19 protein-coding genes are annotated in these 19,917 nt (G+C 64.6%); 8 read left to right on the top strand and 11 right to left on the bottom strand.

Annotated features, from left to right (window positions below; all coding sequences use genetic code 11):
- Positions 1–17 precede the first annotated feature (17 nt).
- The 7 genes from cobG (at position 18) to RS899_RS30435 (ending at position 8,802) form a co-directional block, all read left to right on the top strand.
- Complete coding sequence (gene cobG / locus RS899_RS30465) at positions 18–1,373, top strand: precorrin-3B synthase (RefSeq protein WP_409978035.1); 1,356 nt, start codon at positions 18–20, stop codon at positions 1,371–1,373.
- Positions 1,366–1,992 carry a precorrin-8X methylmutase gene (locus tag RS899_RS30460; RefSeq protein ID WP_233299883.1) on the top strand — a complete coding sequence of 209 codons (627 nt, stop codon included), beginning with the start codon at positions 1,366–1,368 and terminating at the stop codon, positions 1,990–1,992. The genes cobG and RS899_RS30460 overlap by 8 nt, the downstream gene beginning before the upstream one ends.
- On the top strand, positions 1,992–2,732 hold the full coding sequence (locus RS899_RS30455) for a precorrin-2 C(20)-methyltransferase (protein ID WP_315808748.1): 741 nt from the start codon (positions 1,992–1,994) through the stop codon (positions 2,730–2,732). Before RS899_RS30460 ends, RS899_RS30455 begins: the two co-directional genes overlap by 1 nt.
- A complete protein-coding gene (gene cobJ, locus RS899_RS30450; RefSeq protein WP_315808747.1) occupies positions 2,732–4,381 on the top strand; it encodes a precorrin-3B C(17)-methyltransferase in 1,650 nt (549 codons plus the stop codon). The genes RS899_RS30455 and cobJ overlap by 1 nt, the downstream gene beginning before the upstream one ends.
- A gap of 187 nt (positions 4,382–4,568) precedes the next feature.
- Positions 4,569–5,066, top strand: a complete 498-nt coding sequence (locus tag RS899_RS30445; protein WP_315808746.1) for a sigma-70 family RNA polymerase sigma factor — start codon at positions 4,569–4,571, stop codon at positions 5,064–5,066.
- Positions 5,063–6,031, top strand: a complete 969-nt coding sequence (locus RS899_RS30440) for a FecR family protein (RefSeq protein ID WP_315808745.1) — start codon at positions 5,063–5,065, stop codon at positions 6,029–6,031. The genes RS899_RS30445 and RS899_RS30440 overlap by 4 nt, the downstream gene beginning before the upstream one ends.
- 362 nt (positions 6,032–6,393) lie before the next feature.
- Positions 6,394–8,802, top strand: a complete 2,409-nt coding sequence (locus tag RS899_RS30435; RefSeq protein WP_315810486.1) for a TonB-dependent siderophore receptor — start codon at positions 6,394–6,396, stop codon at positions 8,800–8,802.
- Positions 8,803–8,962: 160 nt separating this feature from the next.
- On the opposite strand, the gene RS899_RS30430 is transcribed toward RS899_RS30435, so the two are convergent.
- From RS899_RS30430 to RS899_RS30420, 3 genes are all read right to left on the bottom strand, one after another.
- The gene (locus tag RS899_RS30430) at positions 8,963–9,151 is read right to left on the bottom strand and encodes a hypothetical protein (RefSeq protein WP_024767074.1); all 189 of its coding nucleotides are present in this window, start codon (positions 9,149–9,151) and stop codon (positions 8,963–8,965) included.
- A 176-nt stretch (positions 9,152–9,327) separates the two neighbouring features.
- Positions 9,328–9,825 carry a single-stranded DNA-binding protein gene (gene ssb, locus RS899_RS30425; RefSeq protein ID WP_017521888.1) on the bottom strand — a complete coding sequence of 166 codons (498 nt, stop codon included), beginning with the start codon at positions 9,823–9,825 and terminating at the stop codon, positions 9,328–9,330.
- Between the two features lie 18 nt (positions 9,826–9,843).
- Positions 9,844–11,232 carry an MFS transporter gene (locus RS899_RS30420; RefSeq protein ID WP_054906706.1) on the bottom strand — a complete coding sequence of 463 codons (1,389 nt, stop codon included), beginning with the start codon at positions 11,230–11,232 and terminating at the stop codon, positions 9,844–9,846.
- 213 nt (positions 11,233–11,445) lie between these two features.
- Here RS899_RS30420 and uvrA point away from each other — a divergent pair, with 213 nt between their 5' ends.
- Positions 11,446–14,280, top strand: a complete 2,835-nt coding sequence (gene uvrA / locus RS899_RS30415) for an excinuclease ABC subunit UvrA (protein WP_054906705.1) — start codon at positions 11,446–11,448, stop codon at positions 14,278–14,280.
- A gap of 201 nt (positions 14,281–14,481) precedes the next feature.
- Here the strand turns inward: uvrA and bfr are convergent, their stop codons facing one another.
- From bfr to rpmJ, 8 genes are all read right to left on the bottom strand, one after another.
- On the bottom strand, positions 14,482–14,946 hold the full coding sequence (gene bfr, locus RS899_RS30410) for a bacterioferritin (RefSeq protein ID WP_233299876.1): 465 nt from the start codon (positions 14,944–14,946) through the stop codon (positions 14,482–14,484).
- A gap of 134 nt (positions 14,947–15,080) precedes the next feature.
- Positions 15,081–16,529, bottom strand: coding sequence for a catalase KatA (katA, locus tag RS899_RS30405; RefSeq protein ID WP_315808744.1), 1,449 nt, complete (start codon positions 16,527–16,529; stop codon positions 15,081–15,083).
- Between the two features lie 272 nt (positions 16,530–16,801).
- Entirely contained in the window at positions 16,802–17,191 is a 390-nt protein-coding gene (gene rplQ / locus RS899_RS30400; protein WP_015475338.1) for a 50S ribosomal protein L17, read from the bottom strand.
- A gap of 43 nt (positions 17,192–17,234) precedes the next feature.
- Positions 17,235–18,236: a DNA-directed RNA polymerase subunit alpha gene (locus RS899_RS30395; protein WP_024767078.1), complete on the bottom strand. Its 1,002-nt coding sequence runs from the start codon at positions 18,234–18,236 to the stop codon at positions 17,235–17,237.
- Positions 18,237–18,258: 22 nt separating this feature from the next.
- Positions 18,259–18,879: a 30S ribosomal protein S4 gene (rpsD, locus tag RS899_RS30390; protein ID WP_054906702.1), complete on the bottom strand. Its 621-nt coding sequence runs from the start codon at positions 18,877–18,879 to the stop codon at positions 18,259–18,261.
- 16 nt (positions 18,880–18,895) lie between these two features.
- On the bottom strand, positions 18,896–19,285 hold the full coding sequence (gene rpsK / locus RS899_RS30385; RefSeq protein WP_003093689.1) for a 30S ribosomal protein S11: 390 nt from the start codon (positions 19,283–19,285) through the stop codon (positions 18,896–18,898).
- A gap of 18 nt (positions 19,286–19,303) precedes the next feature.
- On the bottom strand, positions 19,304–19,660 hold the full coding sequence (rpsM, locus tag RS899_RS30380; RefSeq protein ID WP_024767079.1) for a 30S ribosomal protein S13: 357 nt from the start codon (positions 19,658–19,660) through the stop codon (positions 19,304–19,306).
- A 130-nt stretch (positions 19,661–19,790) separates the two neighbouring features.
- Complete coding sequence (gene rpmJ / locus RS899_RS30375) at positions 19,791–19,907, bottom strand: 50S ribosomal protein L36 (RefSeq protein ID WP_014854209.1); 117 nt, start codon at positions 19,905–19,907, stop codon at positions 19,791–19,793.
- Between the last annotated feature and the right edge of the window lie 10 nt (positions 19,908–19,917).

The following is a 19,917-nucleotide window of genomic DNA, read 5'->3' as shown; positions in this document are numbered from 1 at the left end:
ACCGCGACCCAGCCCTGGTGACCTCAGTGCAAGACACATCCGCTCTGCCCGTCCGCCCGCATGCTTGCCCCGGCCTGCTGCGCATCGTGGCCTCCCGCGATGGCGGCATCTGCCGCATCAAGCTGCCCTGTGGGCAACTGGACGCCAACGCCGCGCGCGCCATCGCCCTGGCTGCCGAACGACATGCCGACGGCGTGCTGGAGGCGACCAACCGCGCCAACCTGCAGATTCGCGGCGTGCATGCCGGCGCTGAAAATGCGCTGAGCCATGAACTGTTGGCCGCCGGCCTCGGCCCACGTGAACTGGCGTCGGATGATGTGCGCAATCTGCTGGTCAGCCCGGCGCTCGGCCTCGACGCCGCCACGGCTTTCGACGCGGCTCCGCTGGCCCGCCAACTGCTCGACCTGCTGGAGCGCACCCCGCGCTTCCATGGCCTGTCGCCCAAGTTCGGCATCCAGCTGGACGGTGGCGAAGCCCTGGCAATGCTGGCGCACCCCAACGATCTCTGGCTGTCGGCGATGTCTGACGACGCAGCACCGCTGTTCGCCTTCGGCCTGGCCGGTTGTCCGCCACGGAACGAGACGGATCGCCCCGCCCTTGCCGCCGTCAGCGCCGAGCAGGTGCCGCTGCTGGTGGAAACCTTGCTGCAGCTGTTCCTCGACCTCGCCGGCGACGGCCAGACGCGCATGCGCCACCTGCGCGAAATGCTCGGCGACGAAGTGCTGCTGGAGCGCCTGCAGCAACGCCTGCCCTTTGCGCTGCAACTCGGACCCGCGGTGGATAACTGGCGTCGCCCTGCAGCGCAGGCTTTCGGCCATCTAGGGATTCAGCCTCAGCGCCAGCCAGAAAGCACCATGGTCGGCGCGGGATTCGTCCTCGGCCGCCTCGACAGCGCCACACTGTTCGGCCTCGCCGATCTCGCCGAGCGCTTCAGCGGCGGGCAGCTGCGGCTGACACCCTGGCAAAGCCTGATCCTGCCGGATGTGGCCCAGGTGGATGCCGCCGTTGCACTCGGCGCACTGGGCGGCCTCGGCCTGGTGATCGACGCTGCGCAGCCGCTGTCGCGCATCGTCGCGTGCAGTGGCTCCAGCGGCTGCGCGCGCGGGCTGGCCGATACCAAGGCCGATGCCTTTCGCCTGGCCGAACGCCTTCGCCACGCGCCGCCAGCTGGCGTCCACCTGTGCGGCTGCCCGCGCTCCTGCGCCGCCGCCCACGTCGCCCCCTACACCCTGCTGGCCGTCGCCGACGGCCGCTATGACCTGTTCCGTCGCGCCGATGGCGTGGCCGGCTTCGGCCAGCCGCTGGCGCGCAACCTTTCCCTCGATGCCGCCGGCGACCTGCTGGCCGCACCCGGAGCCCAACCCGATGCTTGATTACATTCGCGACGGCCAGGCGATCTATCGCCAATCCTTCGCCACCATCCGCGCCGAAGCCGACCTCACCGGCATCCCGGCCGACCTGGAGAAACTGGCCGTGCGCGTGATCCACGCCTGCGGCATGGTCGACGTGGTGCAGGACCTGCGCTTCTCCGCAGGCGCCGGTGCCATCGGCCGCGCGGCGCTGGCCGCGGGCGCGCCGATCCTCTGCGATGCGCGGATGGTCGCCGAGGGCATCACCCGCGCGCGCCTGCCGGCACACAACGAGGTGATCTGCACGCTCAACGATCCGGACGTCCCGACGCTCGCCCGCGAGCTGGGCAACACCCGCTCGGCGGTGGCCCTGGAGCACTGGCGCGAGCACCTCGAAGGCGCCGTGGTGGTGATCGGCAACGCGCCGACCGCCCTCTTCTACCTGCTGGAAATGCTCGACGCCGGCGCACCGAAACCGGCACTGATCCTCGGCTTCCCGGTGGGCTTCGTCGGCGCCATGGAGTCCAAGGACGCCCTGGCCGCCGACAGCCGCGGCGTGCCCTACGTGATCGTCCGCGGCCGTCGTGGCGGCAGCGCGATGGCGGCCGCGGCGGTGAACGCACTCGCCACGGAGGTGGAGTGATGGCCGGCCGCCTGATCGGCCTGGGCGTCGGCCCGGGCGACCCGGAACTGCTGACCCTCAAGGCGCTGCGCCTGCTGCGCGCGTCCCCGGTGATCGGCTACTTCGTGGCCAAGGCCAAGCACCACGCGGGCCAGGGCGGCAACGCCTTCGCCATCATCGAGGAGCACCTGCTCGATGAGCAGCAACGCCTGCCGCTGGTGTATCCGGTGACCACCGAAAAGCTGGAACCGCCGCTGACCTACGAAGGCGTGATCAGCGACTTCTACGACACCGCCGCCGCTCAGGTGGCCGAGCATCTGGACGCCGGCCGTGACGTCGCGGTGATCTGCGAGGGCGATCCCTTTTTCTACGGCTCCTACATGTACCTGCACGACCGCCTTTCGGATCGGTATGACACCGAAGTCGTACCCGGCGTCTGCTCGATGCTCGGCAGTGCGGCCGTGCTCGGCGTGCCACTGGTGTACCGCAACCAGAGCCTCTCGGTGCTCTCCGGCGTGTTGCCGGAAGACGAACTCAAGCGCCGCCTGGCCGACGCCGACGCAGCCGTGGTGATGAAGCTCGGCCGCAATTTCGACAAGGTCCGCAGCGTGCTGCGCGAGTTGGGCCGCGACGGCGGCGCACACTACGTCGAACGCGCGACCATGCGCGAGCAGCGCATCGTCGCGCTGGATGCCGTGGACCCGATGGCGTCGCCCTACTTCTCGATGATCGTCATCCCCGGCCAGCGGTGGAACGGCTGATGCGCACCGCTATCGTCATTCTCGGCCAGGGCGCACTGGCCACTGCCCGGCGCCTGCAGAAGGTTTATCCACAGGCGCGCGTGATGGGTCTGATGGACCGTGTTGAAGGCGCCGACGAGTCGTACGCGAACTTCGGCGATACCCTGCGCCAGCTCTACCGCGACGACACCCCGATCATCGCCCTGTGCGCCGCCGGCATCGTCATCCGTACCCTTGCCCCGCTGCTCGTGGAGAAGGGCGCCGAACCGCCGGTGCTGGCCGTCGCCGAAGACGGCAGCGCCGTGGTGCCACTGCTCGGCGGGCTCGGCGGGGTGAATAGCATCGCCCGCGAAATCGCCGCCGCACTGGAGGTGGCGCCAGCCATCACCACCAGCGGCGAGCTGCGATTCGGCGCCTGCCTGCTCGATCCGCCGCAAGGCTATGCGCTGGCGGACATCGAGCAGGGCAAACGCTTCGTCTCCGACCTGCTGGGCGGCGACACGCTGCGCATCGAAGGCGACGCCCCCTGGCTGGACAAGCTGGACCTGCCGCTGGCCGAAGACGCCGCGCACACCTTGCGCATCGATGCGGGTGCCGCTGGCATCGCACACAACGAACTGCGCATCCATCCGCGCGTCGTGCTGGCTCACGTCACGCTGGTGGATTCGCATCTGCCTGAGCGCATCCACCAGGGCCTGGCGCAAGCCGGATTGGCAAAGGCATCGCTGGCGGCGGTCATCGCCCCACGCTGCCGCATGGCCGATCCGGCCCTGGCAGAGGCCGCCAGCGAGCTGGGCGTGCCGCTGCGGTTCATCGGCAACGACAGCGAGCTGCCGCCGGCCGTGCTGCACGGCGACTCCTTCCACCTGCACCGCGCCGCGACGCCGGTCGAAGCCCAAAGCATCGGCCAGCCACGCGGCAAGCTCAGCGTGATCGGCCTCGGCCCCGGCGCCAGCGACTTCATGATCCCCGCCGTGCGCCGCGCCCTGGACGAAGCCCAGGACCTGCTCGGCTACGAAACCTACGTGAAGATGGCCGAGCCGCTGCGCGACGATCAGGTGCGCCACTGCACCGACAACCGCGAGGAAATGCAGCGCGCCCGCCACGCTTTCGAGCTGGCCGCCAGCGGGCGCCGGGTTGTGGTCATTTCCTCCGGCGACCCCGGCGTATTCGCCATGGCCGCCGCCGTGATGGAAGCCCTGCACGAGAGCGAAGACCCGCACTGGCATGGCGTGGAGCTGGAGGTGCTGCCGGGCGTGTCCGCCGCACTGGCCGCCGCGGCCAAGGCCGGGGCGCCGCTGGGGCACGATTTCTGTCTGATTTCCCTGTCGGACAACCTCAAGCCCTGGGAAACCATCGAGAAGCGCCTCGACCATGCCGGCGCCGCCGACCTGGCCATGGCCTTCTACAACCCGATCTCCAAGGCCCGCCCCTGGCAGTTGGGGCGCGCACTGGAAATCGTCCGCCGCCACCGCATGCCAGAGACGCTGGTGGTGCTCGGCCGCGATATCGGTCGCCCGGCGGAGGCCCTGCGCGTCGTCAGTCTCGGCGAGCTGACCCCGGAGATGGTCGACATGCGCACCCTGGTGATCATCGGCTCGTCGCTGACCCGACGCTTCTCCCGCGCCGGCGGTGGTGACTGGGTGTACACGCCGCGCTGGTACCGCTGAGAAAAGGCACGAGGCCTGTTTGTAGGAACGAGCTTGCTCGCGAACGGATTTCCCGGCAGCTCCGGTGCCGAACAGTTCGCGAGCAAGCTCGCTCCTACAGGAAATACCGGAGCCTCAGACATATCTTGCAAATGGCCATCGCCTTGTTGAAAATGCGATAAATTATCATTTGCAGTTTTGCGCGCCCATGTCTTCCACCTACGACGTCCAGTCGCTCTACAGCGACCATCACGGCTGGCTGCACAACTGGTTGCGCGGCCGGCTGGGCAATGCCGCCGATGCCGCCGACCTGGCGCAGGACACCTTCGTGCGCGTGCTGCTGCGGCCCGAGCGCAGTGAACTGCGCACCCCGCGCGCCTTCCTGCGGACCGTGGCCCGAGGCCTGGTGATCGATCACTGGCGCCGCGAGGAACTGGCGCGCGCCTACCTCGAATCCATCGCGCACCTGCCCGAGGCACAAGTCCCCTCGGCGGAGGCGCAGCACAGCATCCTGCAACTGCTGGAAAACATCGCCCGCCTCCTCGATGGCCTCAAGCCCAAGGTGCGCAGCGCCTTCCTGCTGGCCCAGTGTGAAGGCATGCCGCATGCGCAGATCGCCGAGGAACTGGGCGTTTCCGTGCGCTCGGTGGAGCGCTACATCGCCGAGGCGCTGTTCCACTGCTACCAACTGCGGTACGCCGAATGAATGGCGCCACACCCGATCCACGGGTGGTGAAGCAGGCGATCCAGTGGACCCTGCGGCTGAACGGCAATGCCGATGCCGAACTGCGCAACGCCTGCGAACACTGGCGTCAAGCCAATCCCGAACACGAAACCGCCTGGCTGCGGGTGCAGGCGCTGAACAGTGAACTGGCGGCCGGCTACCAGGCAGTGCCCGGCGCTCGGGTGGCGCTGGAAACCCTGGAAAGCTCCACTCAGCGACTGCAGCGGCGCCAGGCGCTCAAGCTGCTGTCGACCTTCGCCGTCGGCGCCTCCGCGCTGTGGCTGGCCCGCGAGGTCACGCCCTGGCAACGCTGGATGGCGGACTTCAGCACAACCGTCGGCGAGCGCCAGCGCTTCGCCCTGGCCGATGGCAGCGTGCTGCAACTGAACACCGACAGCGCGGTGAATGTGCGCTTCGATTCGAGCCAGCGCCTGCTGCTTCTGGAGCGTGGCGAGATCCTGCTGAGCACGGCGAAGGACGCTTCACGCCCACTGCGGGTGAGCAACCGGGATGGTCTGTTCGAGGCACTGGGTACGCGGTTTGTGCTGCGCCAGGACGAGCGCACCACACGCCTGAGCGTCGAGGAAGGTTCGGTGGCCATCGCTCCGCGCGTGCGCGGCCAGACCACTGCCATCGCCGAGCCCGGACAGACCTTCGAGATCAACGGCGACAGCGCCCTCCTGGCCGAACGCAGCAACATGGACAGCGCCGCCTGGGCCGATGGGCTGATCGTTACCCGCGACATGCGCCTGGCCGACTTTCTCGCCGAGATCGGCCGCTATCGCCACGGCCACCTGCACTGCGATGCCAGTGTGGCCGACCTGCGCCTTTCCGGCGTGTTCCGTCTGGATGACACCAACCAGTTGCTGGCCCTGCTGCCGCAGACGCTGCCGGTGCGGGTGGAGAAGCGCACGGACTGGTGGGTGACGGTCAGCGCGCGGAGCTGAATGGGAAGATCGGCGCTCGGCCCAACACCCTCTCCCCCGCCCTCTCCCTGAAGGGAGAGGGCGTTATCCGTGCGAACGGAAAGAACTGCGCCCACCGGCGAGCAAAGGCGTATCACCCCACTCCAATCAGTCCCCTCTCCCTTCGGAGCGGGGCGCGCAGCCAGGGCTAGGGAGAGGAGCCCTTGCCCGAGCCTCAAACCAAGCCACCGATAAGGTCGCCGCAAAATAATATTTCTTCGCAATCGAGAATTATTTTTGTCGGGTTTCGCCGCCTCGGTCGGCAAGGAGGAATAACCCGATCATTCCCTTGCCCACGGAAGCCCCTCCATGCGAGCCGTCCACACCCCGACCGCCTCCCCGCCCTGCCCCGCGCCAGCCGCCTGGCCCATGCCGTGCGCGGCGCGCTGCTGTGCGCCAGCCTCGGCGCCAGCCTGCCGCTGACCGCCTTCGCCGCGGACGGTGCCGCCATCACCAGCAGCCGCGCCTATGCAATCCCGGCCGGCCCGCTGGGCGAGGTACTGAACGCCTTCGCCCGCGAAGCGGGGATCACCCTGTCGGCAACCCCGGAGCAGACTCGCGGGCTGAATTCGGCGGGGCTGAACGGCACCTACTCGGTGGACCAGGGCCTCGGGCGCCTGCTGGTGGACACTCCGCTGGAGGCCGTGGACCAGGGCAACGGCAACTACGTGCTGCGCCCGGCCGCACCGACCGACGTGCTGGCCATGCCGTCCAGCGACGTATTCGCCCTGGGCAACGCACTGGGCGAGGAAGACGGCTACCTGGCGACCCACAGCCAGATCGCTACCAAGACCTCCAAGTCCCTGCTGGAAACCAGCCAGAGCGTCTCGGTGATCACCCGCGAGCAGATCGACGACACCGCGTCGAAGACCGTGCAGCAGGCGATCCGCTACACCCCCGGCATCTTCACCGGCCAGGTCGGCGCCTCGAACCGCTACGACTACATCGTCATGCGCGGCTTCGCCGACAACAGCGTCGACAACATCTACCTCGACGGCCTGAAGGCCATGGGCGACAGCGGCACCTTCAGCTCGATGCAGATCGACCCGTACTTCCTCGAACGTATCGATGTGCTCAAGGGCCCGTCCTCGGTGCTCTACGGCCGCAGCCTGCCCGGCGGGCTGGTGGCGCTGACCAGCAAGAAGCCGCTGTACGAGGACTACCACCAGATCACCGGCACCGTCGGCAACATGGGCCAGAAGGAAATGGGCTTCGACTTCAGCGGCCCGCTGGATGAGGAAAAGCGCATCGCCTACCGCCTGGTCGGCCTGGGCAAGGGTTCGGACACGCAGTTCGACCACGTCAAGGAAGAGCGCTACGCCATCGCCCCGACCCTGGCCATCGACTTCACCGACGACACCACGCTGACCCTGCAGGGCTACCTGCAGCACGACCCGAACGGCGGCTACCACGGCGGCGTGCCGGCGGATGGCGCGCTGTTCCACCACAATGGCCAGAAGATCTCCCGCGAATTCTTCGACGGCGAGCCGAGCAAGGACGACTTCGACCGTACGCAGCGCATGTTCGGCTACCAGCTGGAGCACCGCTTCGACGACGTCTGGACCGCGCGGCAGAACTTCCGCTACCTGGACTCCGACGTCGACCTTTCCCAGGTCTATGCGTACGGCTGGACCGCGCCTGACGAGAACACCCTGAACCGCTACTTCTCCGGCGCCAGCGAGCACCTGCAGGCGTACATCATCGATAACATGGCCCAGGCCGAGTTCAACACTGGCGCCGCCAAGCACACCCTGCTGATGGGCCTGGACTACCAGAAGCGTCGCACCACCGTGGACTGGCGCTCGGGTTCGGCGCAACCGCTGGACGCCTTCGACCCGCACTACGGCAACGACGCCATCAGCTACTACCCCGACGACAACCATACCCGTCGCCTGGAGCAGACCGGCGTCTACCTGCAGGACCTGATCGACATCGACAACTGGCGCTTCTCGCTGGGCATGCGCGAGGACTGGGTGACCGTCGAGGACAAGAATCGCAGCACCGGCAGCAAGGCCGACGACGACTGGAAGAAGTTCACCGGCCGCCTCGGCGCGCTGTACCTGTTCGACAACGGCATCGCGCCGTACATCAGCTACTCCGAGTCGTTCAACCCCAACGCCTACTCCGACCAGTCCGGTACACCGCTGGAACCGACCGAGGGCAAGCAGTGGGAAGCCGGCCTGAAGTTCCAGCCCGAGGGCAGCCGCAGCCTCTACACCGCATCGGTCTTCCACATCACCCAGGAGAACGTCGCGTCGAAGGAGCCGCAGGACAACTTCTACACCTCCGTGGGCGAAGTGCGTTCCCAGGGCCTGGAGCTGGAGGCCCACACCCAGGTCACCGACAACCTCAAGGTGCTCGGCAGCTACACCTACACCGACATCACCTACACCAAGTCGCTGGACGGCAACCAGGGCCACACCCCGAACCAGGCGCCCAAGCACATGGCCTCGCTGTGGGCCGACTACGGCTTCAACGCCGGCCCGCTGGACGGCCTGACCCTCGGCGGCGGCGCCCGCTATGTCGGCGAGACCTGGGCGGACAAGGAAAATACCCTGCGCGTGCCGGACTACACCCTGGTGGATGCGCGCATCGGCTATGACCTGTCCCGCGTCGGCCTGAAGGGCCTGGATGTCAGCCTCAACGCCAACAACCTGCTGGACAAGGATTACGTCGCGTCCTGCTACAGCCTGGACTTCTGCTACTTCGGCGAGAAGCGCAACGTCACCGCGACGGTGAACTACCAGTTCTGATGGCCTGCCGCCCGGCTCGCCGGGCGGTATTTTTGTAGGAGCGAGCTTGCTCGCGAACCCGCCTCGCTTCGGAGATTGTTCGCGAGCAAGCTCGCTCCTACAGGGATTTCGGACTCACAAGCCCCGTGGCGCGGCCGTCGCCACGGGGCTTTTTCACGCTCTAGAACTCTGCCGCGTGGCGGTAGCGCGTCTCCAGCTCCAGGGCGACGCGATAGGCCTGCGCCTCGCTCTCGCTGTGGAAGATGCCGACCAGCAGGCCTTCCTGGTACACATCCCAGCAACGCCCTCCATGGGCGCGGAACTCGCGGGATTTATGGTCGTCGTCACGCTCGGTCACTGTAATGCTCATGTCTTTTCTTCTCCGGTTTTGCCGTACATCAAGGCAGCTCCAGAATCATTCAGTTAGCTAGCTAATTAAATAGTCGCCACCGAGAAAGACTTTTACGAACATTCGCCAAAACGAGCGTCCCAGAAACGCAAAAGCGCAGCTCGAAGGCTGCGCTCTTGGGAGACGAATCGTTCGGGTTAGAACGGAATGTCGTCGTCGAAGCTGTCGTAGTCCGGAGCCGGTTGCGGCGCGGGCTGGGACTGCTGCTGCGGCGCAGGGCGCTGGGCCTGCTGCGGACGCTGCTGCGGCTCGCGGGGAGCGCGCGGAGCATCGTCACCACCGGCGCCCGGACGGCCGCCGAGCAGCTGCATGTTGCCGTTGATGTCGACCACGATCTCGGTGGTGTACTTGTCCTGACCGTCCTGGCCCTGCCACTTGCGAGTGCGCAGGCTGCCTTCGACGTAGATCTGCGAGCCCTTGCGCACGTACTCGGCGACGATCTCTGCCAGGCGACCGAAGAACACCACGCGGTGCCACTCGGTACGCTCCTGCTGCTGGCCGGTCTGCTTGTCCTTCCAGCTCTCGCTGGTGGCCAGGGTGACGTTGGTCACCGCATTGCCGTTGGGCATGTAACGGGTTTCCGGATCGCCACCGACGTTACCCACCAGAATGACTTTGTTAACCCCACGGGCCATGACGCTCTCCTAAAGGCTTCAGCACGTCGCCTGCTCGGCGCCGGCGAGGCGCTCGAGGGACGTGCGATCAACTTGTTGGGAATCCACTTTGACATAAGCAGCCGCTTCTTCAACGACCACCATCACATCGCTCACACCGGGCAATGCCTTGAAACGCTCAGCCAACGAAGCATCGCGCAGGGCCTCATCGGAAAGAGGCAGGCGAATACTCGTTACATACGGAGGTTCGCGCATGGTAACAGCAATCGCCAGCCAGAGGGCAGCCAGCACCGCGCAGCCGATGAACACCCCGTCGAGCCCGCCGTGCTGGTACATCCAGCCGCCGAGGATGCCGCCCACGGCGGCGCCGAGGAACTGGCTGGTGGAGTACACGCCCATCGCCGTGCCCTTGCCGCCGGCCGGCGACACCTTGCTCACCAGCGAGGGCAGCGAGGCCTCCAGCAGGTTGAACGCGGTGAAGTAGACGATGATGCCGAACACCAGTTCCTTGAGGCTGTTGCCGAACTCCCAGAAGAACAGTTCGCAGAGCATCAGGGTCGCCACGGCGCCGGTCAGCACGCGTTTCATCTGGCGCTTCTTCTCGGCGTAGATGATGAACGGGACCATGCCGAAGAAGCCCACCAGCAGCGCGGTCAGGTAGACCCACCAGTGTTCTTCCTTGGGTAGCCCGGCACGCTCGACCAGCGCCAGCGGCAGCGCGACGAAGCTGGCCATGAGGATCGCGTGTAGCACCAGGATGCCGGCGTCCAGGCGCAGCAGTTCGCCGTTCTTCAGGGTCGGCAGCAGCGACTGCTTGGCCACGCTCGACTCGCGATGCTGCATGCGGTGATCAGGCGTTGGCACGAAGAACAGGATGATCAGCATGCCCACCAGGGCCATGCCGGCGGTGAACCAGAACAGCCCGTGCAGGCCGAACCAGTGGGTCAGCACGGGGCCGGCAACCATCGCCACGGCGAAGGACACGCCGATGCTCATGCCGATCATGGCCATGGCCTTGGTGCGGTGCTGCTCGCGGGTGAGGTCGGAAAGCATCGCCATCACCGCCGCGGAAATCGCCCCGGCGCCCTGCAGGACGCGGCCGGCGATGATGCCCCAGATGGAATCGGCGTTGGCCGCCAGCGCGGCGCCGGCGGCGAACACCAGCAGGCCGACGATGATGATCGGCCGGCGACCGATGCGGTCGGACAGGGTGCCCAGCGGGATCTGCAGGATCGCCTGGGTCAGGCCGTAGGCGCCGATGGCCAGGCCGATCAGTGCCGGGGTGGCGCCGGCCAGGTCCTGGCCATAGGTGGCAAGCACCGGCAGGACCATGAACATGCCGAGCATGCGGAACGCGAAGACCAGGGACAGGCCTGCGGCCGCGCGGGTTTCGGTGCCACTCATGCGCTCAGTGTGGGAATCGTGCATAGGCCCCTCATGGACAGACGAAAGACGGGATGCGCTAAATTGCCCCCGGTGGCGCCGCGTCATCCGGGCCCCACAGGGCCGGTTGTCGCAAACGCCGAAAAATAGCCGCGCATTCTACCAGCCCAACGGTCCAAGGGCACACACGCGCTACTTTGCCGCGTACCCGCCACGCCCCGTATAATCGATAGTTTTCGCCCGCCATGCGAGGCCGCTGTGGACAAGATCCTCATCCGTGGGGCACGTACCCACAACCTGAAGAACATCGACCTGACCCTGCCGCGCGACAAGCTGATCGTGATCACCGGCCTGTCCGGTTCCGGCAAGTCTTCCCTGGCCTTCGACACGCTCTACGCCGAGGGCCAGCGCCGCTACGTGGAATCCCTGTCGGCCTACGCCCGGCAGTTCCTCTCGATGATGGAAAAGCCCGACGTCGACACCATCGAAGGCCTGTCGCCGGCGATCTCCATCGAGCAGAAGTCCACCTCCCACAACCCGCGTTCCACCGTGGGCACCATCACCGAAATCTACGACTACCTGCGCCTGCTCTACGCACGCGTCGGTATTCCGCGCTGCCCGGACCACGACATCCCGCTGGAAGCACAGACCGTCAGCCAGATGGTCGACCAGGTGCTGGCGCTGCCCGAGGGCCGCAAGCTGATGTTGCTGGCCCCGGTCATTCGCGAGCGCAAGGGCGAGCACCTGGCGGTATTCGACGAGATGCGCGCCCAGGGCTTCGTCCGCGCCCGAGTCGACGGCAAGCTTTACGAGCTGGACGAAGTGCCGAAGCTGGACAAGAAGCTCAAGCACTCCATCGACATCGTGGTCGACCGCTTCAAGGTCCGCGGCGACCTGCAGCAGCGCCTGGCAGAGTCCTTCGAGACAGCGATCAATCTCGCCGACGGTATCGCGCTGGTCGCGCCCATGGATGATGAAGAAGGCGAGGAGATGATCTTCTCCGCGCGCTTCGCCTGCCCGATCTGCGGCCACTCGATCAGCGAGCTGGAACCCAAGCTGTTCTCCTTCAACAACCCGGCCGGCGCCTGCCCGACCTGCGACGGCCTGGGCGTGAAGCAGTTCTTCGATGCGCGCCGGGTGGTCAACGGCGAGCTGACCCTGGCCGAGGGCGCCATTCGCGGCTGGGACAGGCGCAACGTCTACTACTTCCAGATGCTCGGCTCGCTGGCCGGGCATTTCGGCTTCAGCCTGGAAGAGCCCTTCCAGGATCTCGACCCGGATCACCAGAAGTTCATCCTCAATGGCTCGGGCCGCGAGAACGTCGAGTTCCGCTACCTCAATGACCGCGGCGACATCGTCAAGCGCGCGCACCCGTTCGAAGGCATCCTGCCGAACCTGGAGCGCCGCTACCGCGAGACCGAATCGGCCACCGTGCGCGAGGAGCTGGCCAAGTTCCTCAGCACCCAGCCCTGCCCGGACTGCCACGGCACCCGCCTGCGCCGCGAAGCCCGCCACGTGTGGGTCGGCGACAAGACGTTGCCGGCGATCACCTCAATGCCGGTGGGCACCGCCTGCGAATACGCCGAGAGCCTGACCCTGACGGGCCGTCGCGGCGAGATCGCCTCGAAGATTCTCAAGGAAATCCGCGAGCGCCTGCAGTTCCTGGTCAACGTCGGCCTCGACTACCTGACCCTGGACCGCAGCGCCGACACCCTCTCCGGCGGCGAGGCCCAGCGCATCCGCCTGGCCAGCCAGATCGGCGCGGGCCTGGTGGGCGTCATGTACATCCTCGACGAACCTTCCATCGGCCTGCACCAGCGCGACAACGAGCGCCTGCTGGGCACCCTCACCCACCTGCGCAACCTGGGCAACACGGTGATCGTGGTCGAGCACGACGAGGACGCCATCCGCCTCGCCGACTACGTCGTGGACATCGGCCCGGGTGCCGGCGTACACGGCGGGCAGATCGTCGCCGAGGGCACACCGCAACAGGTCATGGACCACCCCGATTCGGTTACTGGGGCCTACCTCTCCGGCCGCACCAAGATCGTCGTGCCCGCCGAACGTACCCCGCGCAACAAGAAGCAATTGCTCAAGCTCAAGGGCGCGCGCGGCAACAACCTGCAGAACGTCAACCTGGAAATCCCGGTCGGCCTGTTCACCTGCATTACCGGCGTATCCGGTTCGGGCAAGTCGACGCTGATCAACAACACCCTGTTCCCGATCACCGCTACCGCGCTCAATGGTGCCACCACGCTGGAAGTCGCGCCCTACGACTCGTTCGATGGCCTGCAGCACCTGGACAAGGTGGTGGACATCGACCAGAGCCCGATCGGCCGCACCCCGCGCTCCAACCCAGCGACCTATACCGGGCTGTTCACGCCGATCCGCGAGCTGTTCGCCGGCGTGCCGGAAGCCCGTTCGCGCGGCTACGGTCCGGGGCGCTTCTCGTTCAACGTCAAGGGCGGCCGCTGCGAGGCCTGCCAGGGCGATGGCGTGATCAAGGTGGAGATGCACTTCCTGCCGGACATCTACGTCCCCTGCGACGTCTGCAAGGGCAAGCGCTACAACCGCGAGACCCTGGAAGTCCGCTACAAGGGCAAGAGCATCACCGAGGTGCTGGACATGACCATCGAAGACGCCCGCGCGTTCTTCGATGCCGTCCCCGCCATCGCCCGCAAGTTGCAGACGCTGATGGATGTTGGCCTGTCCTATATCAAGCTGGGCCAGAGCGCGACGACACTCTCCGGCGGTGAAGCGCAGCGGGTGAAGTTGTCCCGCGAGCTGTCCAAGCGCGATACCGGCAAGACGCTGTACATCCTCGACGAGCCGACCACCGGCCTGCACTTCGCGGATATCCAGCAACTGCTGGACGTGCTCCATCGCCTGCGCGACCACGGCAACACCGTGGTGGTGATCGAGCACAACCTGGACGTGATCAAGACTGCCGACTGGCTGGTCGATCTCGGCCCCGAGGGTGGCTCCAAGGGTGGACAGATCATCGCCACCGGCACGCCGGAGCAGGTCGCGGAGTTGGCGGTGTCGCACACCGGGCACTTCCTCAAGCCATTGCTGGAGCGTGATCGGGCCTGATCCACACCGGCACGAAAAAGCCCCTGTCGCTGATCGGCGCAGGGGCTTTTTCTTGTGCTCTTCGTCGGACCGAGGGGGACGCCCACGAACCGCCCCACACCTGAGTTATTGGGTAACTCTGTTCGCGAGCAAGCTCGCCCCTACAAAAGAAACCCCCCGGAGACTGGGCGCCAAGGGCTTTTAATGAAGCGAAGCTATGGATCAGATCTGCGACTGCAGGTAATTCTCCAGACCCATCTTGGCGATCAGGCCGAGTTGCTGCTCCAGCCAATAGGCGTGGTCTTCCTCGGTATCAGTCAGCTGTACGCGCAGGATATCGCGGGTGACGAAGTCCTTGTGCTTCTCGCACAGCGCAATGCCCTTGGCCAGCGCGGCGCGCACATGGCGCTCCAGCTTCAGGTCGGCTTCCAGCATTTCCGGCACGGTCTTGCCCGGGTGAATGTCGTCCGGGCGCATGCGCGGGGTGCCTTCGAGCAGGAGGATGCGGCGCAGCAACGCATCGGCGTGCTGAGTTTCCTCTTCCATCTCGTGGTTGAGACGCTCGTAGAGCTTGGTGAAGCCCCAATCCTCATACATGCGCGAGTGGATGAAGTACTGGTCGCGAGCGGCCAGCTCACCGGTCAGCAGCGTGTTGAGATAATCGATAACCTCGGCGTGGCCTTGCATCAGCCTTCTCCCTGGGACGTGACAGCGAATTAAACGGCGCTATGGTCGCGACTGGCCATGACCGGGGTCAAGTCCGCGATGCCCCACAAACGCAACCGCCCTCCGAAGAGGGCGGCTGGTAGAACGGTTTCAGCTTAGTCGAGCTTCAGGCCCAGCGCCTTGGCGACGCCTTCGCCGTAGGCCGGGTCGATATTGAAGAACAGCGCGAGCTGACGACGCTGGATCGCTTCCGGTACGCCTGCCATGTCCCCGGCAATGTTCTCGTACAGGCGCTGCCGCTGTGCTTCGTCAAACAGACGGAACAGTGCGGCCGGCTGACTGTAGTAATCGTCGTCCACACGGTGGTTCCAGTGGTCGGCGCTACCTTCCAGGGTCAGCGGCGGCTCGGAGTAATCCGGTTGTTCCTGCCATTGGCTGAAGCTGTTCGGCTCGTAGGTGACGGTCATGTCACCGTTATTGCCGTCCACCCGCATGGCGCCGTCGCGGTGATAGATGCGCGGGTTGTTACGCGCAGCGTTCACCGGGATCTGGTGGTGGTTCACGCCCAGGCGATAGCGGTGTGCATCGCCGTAGGAGAACAGACGACCCTGGAGCATCTTGTCCGGCGAGAAACCGATGCCGGGAACGATATTTGCCGGAGAGAATGCCGACTGCTCGACCTCGGCGAAGTAGTTCGCCGGGTTGCGATTGAGCTCGAAGTAACCCACCTCTATCAGCGGGTAGTCGCCGTGCGGCCAGACCTTGGTCAGGTCGAACGGGTTGTAGCGGTAGGTCGCCGCTTCCTTCTCCGGCATCACCTGTACGTACATCTTCCAGCGCGGGAAGTCGCCGCGCTCGATGGCGTCATACAGGTCGCGCTGGGAGCTCTCGCGGTCGGCCCCGACCAGTTTCGCCGCTTCCTCATTGCTCAGGTTCTCGATGCCCTGCTGGGTCTTGAAGTGGAACTTGACCCAGAAGCGCTCGTTGCTGGCATTGATAAAGCTGAACGTGTGGCTACCAAAGCCATGGACGTGACGGTAGCTGCGCGGCAGGCCACGGTCGCTGAAGTCGATGGTCAACTGGTGCAGGGCTTCGGGCAGGTGCGAGAAGAAGTCCCATTTCAGCGTGGCGTTGCGCAGGTTGGTGCGCGGATCGCGCTTCACCACGTGGTTCAGGTCAGGGAATTTCAGCGGATCGCGGAAGTAGAAGACCGGGGTGTTGTTGCCGACCAGGTCCCAGTTGCCTTCCTCGGTGTAGAACTTCAGGGCGAAGCCACGGATATCGCGCTCGGCGTCTGCTGCGCCACGCTCGCCGGCCACGGTGGAGAAGCGCAGGAACAGGGGAGTCTGCTTGCCGACCTGGGAGAACAGCTTGGCGCGGGTATAGCGGGTGATGTCCTGGGTGACGGTGAAGGTACCGTAGGCCGCCGAGCCCTTGGCATGCATCCGACGCTCAGGGATCACTTCGCGGTCGAAGTGCGCCAGTTTCTCCAGGAACCAGACGTCCTGCAGCAGCATCGGGCCCCGCGGGCCGGCGGTCTGGACATTCTGATTATCGGCGACCGGAGCTCCAGCTGCAGTCGTCAGACGGGTGTTGTCACTCATCGTTACTCTCCTCAACGGCGGGGTGCCTGTATGCCGGCCGACTGCGGAGGCAGAAGGCTCGGCCCGACATCCCAATCGGACAATTAAGCGCCTCCAACGGCATTGCGGCTGTTGATCCAGCTCAGCAAGCAGTAGAAGTCGACGGCGTTAAGGATCGGTGACAAGGGACTTGATAAGCCAATTTATTGATTCGAGCCTATCAATAGATAAAAACTTTTCTCCAGGCGATAAAAAACCGGGCACAAGGCCCGGTTTCTTATAAGGCGTAAACCTTACTCTGCAGCTTCTACTGCTTGGCCGCCAACAGCGCGGTCAATCAGTTCGACGTATGCCATGGGGGCATTGTCGCCGGCGCGGAAGCCGCACTTCAGGATGCGCAGGTAGCCGCCCGGACGGTTGGCGTAGCGCTTGCCCAGTTCGTTGAACAGCTTGCCTACGGCTTCCTTCGAACGGGTACGGTCGAAAGCGAGACGACGGTTGGCAACGCTATCCACTTTAGCCAGGGTGATCAGCGGCTCGGCAACGCGACGCAGTTCCTTGGCCTTGGGCAGGGTGGTTTTGATCAGTTCGTGTTCGAAGAGCGACACAGCCATGTTCTGGAACATAGCCTTGCGGTGCGCGCTGGTGCGGCTCAGGTGACGACCACTTTTACGATGGCGCATGGTTCAATTCCTTTCCAAACTTTACGTTCGGTAGCTACGACGATCAGGCAGTAGCCTTGTCGTCTTTCTTGAGACTTGCCGGCGGCCAGTTATCGAGGCGCATACCGAGGGACAGACCGCGAGAGGCCAGAACGTCCTTGATTTCGGTCAGGGACTTCTTGCCCAGGTTCGGCGTTTTGAGCAGCTCTACTTCGGTGCGCTGAATCAGGTCACCGATGTAGTAGATGTTCTCTGCCTTCAGGCAGTTGGCCGAACGGACGGTCAGCTCAAGGTCATCGACCGGACGCAGCAGGATCGGATCGATCTCGTCTTCCTGCTCTTCAACGACGGGCTCGCTGTCGCCTTTGAGGTCCACGAACGCTGCCAGCTGCTGTTGCAGAATGGTAGCGGCGCGACGGATAGCCTCTTCAGGGTCCAGGGTGCCGTTGGTTTCCAGATCGAGGACCAGCTTGTCCAGGTTGGTACGCTGTTCGACACGGGCGTTCTCGACCACGTAGGCAACACGACGTACGGGGCTGAACGAGGCATCAAGCTGAAGACGGCCAATGCTGCGGCTTTCGTCTTCATCGCTCGTGCGGGCATCAGCCGGCTCGTAGCCACGGCCACGAGCGACTTTCAGCTTCATGTTCAGCGCGCCGTTATCAGCCAGGTGGGCGATAACATGGTCACCGTTGACGATCTCGACATCATGATCCAGCTGAATATCGGCAGCGGTCACCACACCCGAGCCCTTTTTCGCCAGGGTCAGCGTCACTTCGTCACGGCCGTGCAGCTTGATGGCCAGGCCTTTCAGGTTGAGCAGGATCTCGATGACATCTTCCTGCACACCTTCGATGGCGGAGTACTCGTGGAGTACGCCGTCGATCTCGGCCTCGACTACCGCACAGCCAGGCATGGAGGACAACAGGATGCGACGCAGCGCGTTGCCCAGGGTATGGCCGAAACCACGCTCGAGAGGCTCGAGAGTGATCTTGGCGCGGGTTTGGCTGACCACCTGCACATCGATGTGGCGGGGGGTCAGGAACTCATTTACCGAACTCTGCATGGATGCACCTATTTTCTAGCCCTTACTTGGAGTAGAGCTCGACAATCAGGTTTTCGTTGATGTCGGCGGACAGATCGGCACGAGCCGGGACACTTTTGAAGGTGCCAGCTTTCTTGTCGGTGTCCACGTCGACCCACTCAACGCGACCGCGCTGGGCGCACAGGTCCAGAGCTTGGGCGATACGCAGCTGGTTCTTCGATTTCTCGCGAACAGCAACGACATCACCGGCTTTGACCTGGTAGGACGGCACGTTTACGGTCTGACCGTTGACGCTGATGGTCTTGTGGGACACCAGCTGACGGGATTCGGAACGAGTGGAACCGAAGCCCATACGGTAGACGACGTTGTCCAGACGGCACTCAAGCAGCTGCAGCAGGTTTTCACCCGTGGAGCCCTTGCGGCGGGACGCTTCCTGATAGTAGCCACGGAATTGACGTTCCAGAACGCCGTAGATGCGGCGAACTTTTTGTTTCTCGCGCAGCTGCAGACCGTAGTCGGACAGACGACCACGACGCTGGCCATGCTGGCCGGGAACTTGTTCTGCCTTGCACTTCGAGTCGAGGGCACGAACGCCGCTCTTCAGGAAGAGATCAGTGCCTTCGCGGCGGGACAGTTTGCACTTGGGACCAATGTAACGAGCCATTTCTCACTGTCTCCTATTACACGCGACGCTTTTTCGGCGGACGGCAGCCGTTATGCGGGATCGGGGTTACGTCGGTGATGCTGGCGATCTTGTAACCGCAGGCATTCAGCGCACGAACAGCCGACTCGCGACCCGGGCCCGGGCCTTTGACGTTGACGTCAAGGTTCTTCAGACCGTATTCCAGAGCAGCCTGGCCGGCACGCTCGGCCGCTACCTGGGCAGCGAACGGAGTGCTCTTACGCGAGCCACGGAAGCCCGAACCACCGGAAGTGGCCCAGGACAGGGCGTTGCCCTGACGATCAGTGATGGTAACGATGGTGTTGTTGAAGGACGCGTGGATATGCGCGATCCCATCAACCACCGTCTTTTTGACTTTCTTGCGAGGACGAGCAGCAGGTTTTGCCATGACTATATTCCTAAGCGATTACTTGCGGATCGGCTTACGCGGGCCCTTACGGGTGCGCGCGTTGGTCTTGGTACGCTGACCGCGAACCGGCAGACCACGACGATGACGCAGACCGCGGTAGCAACCGAGGTCCATCAGACGCTTGATATTCATGTTGATTTCGCGACGCAGGTCACCTTCAGTGGTCAGCTTGGCCACTTCGGTACGCAGCGAATCGATCTGCTCTTCGCTCAGCTCTTTGATCTTTACAGCCGGGCTGATGCCGGTGGCTGCACAGATGCTCTGTGCGGTAGTGCGACCAACACCATAGATGTAGGTCAGCGAGATAACAGTGTGCTTGTTATCCGGAATGTTTACGCCTGCAATACGGGCCATTCAGAAAAACTCCAATTGACAGCTACCCGGCGCCCAGGGAGCCAAGAAAGGGCGCGGATATTAGCGCTGTAAAAACAAATAATCAACCCGGCAGCACACTAGCTGCCGGGCTATCACGCGTGAATCACACTCAGCCTTGGCGCTGTTTGTGACGCGGCTCCGCGCTGCAGATGACACGAACGACGCCTTCGCGACGGACGATCTTGCAGTTGCGGCACAGCTTCTTAACCGATGCACGAACTTTCATCAGTGACTCC

The sequence above is a fragment of the Pseudomonas sp. C9-3 genome, assembly GCF_032392015.1.
Lineage (GTDB): Bacteria > Pseudomonadota > Gammaproteobacteria > Pseudomonadales > Pseudomonadaceae > Pseudomonas > Pseudomonas nitroreducens.
The sequence above is the reverse complement of the archived record's forward strand: the minus strand, read 5'-3'. Positions and strand labels throughout refer to the sequence as shown.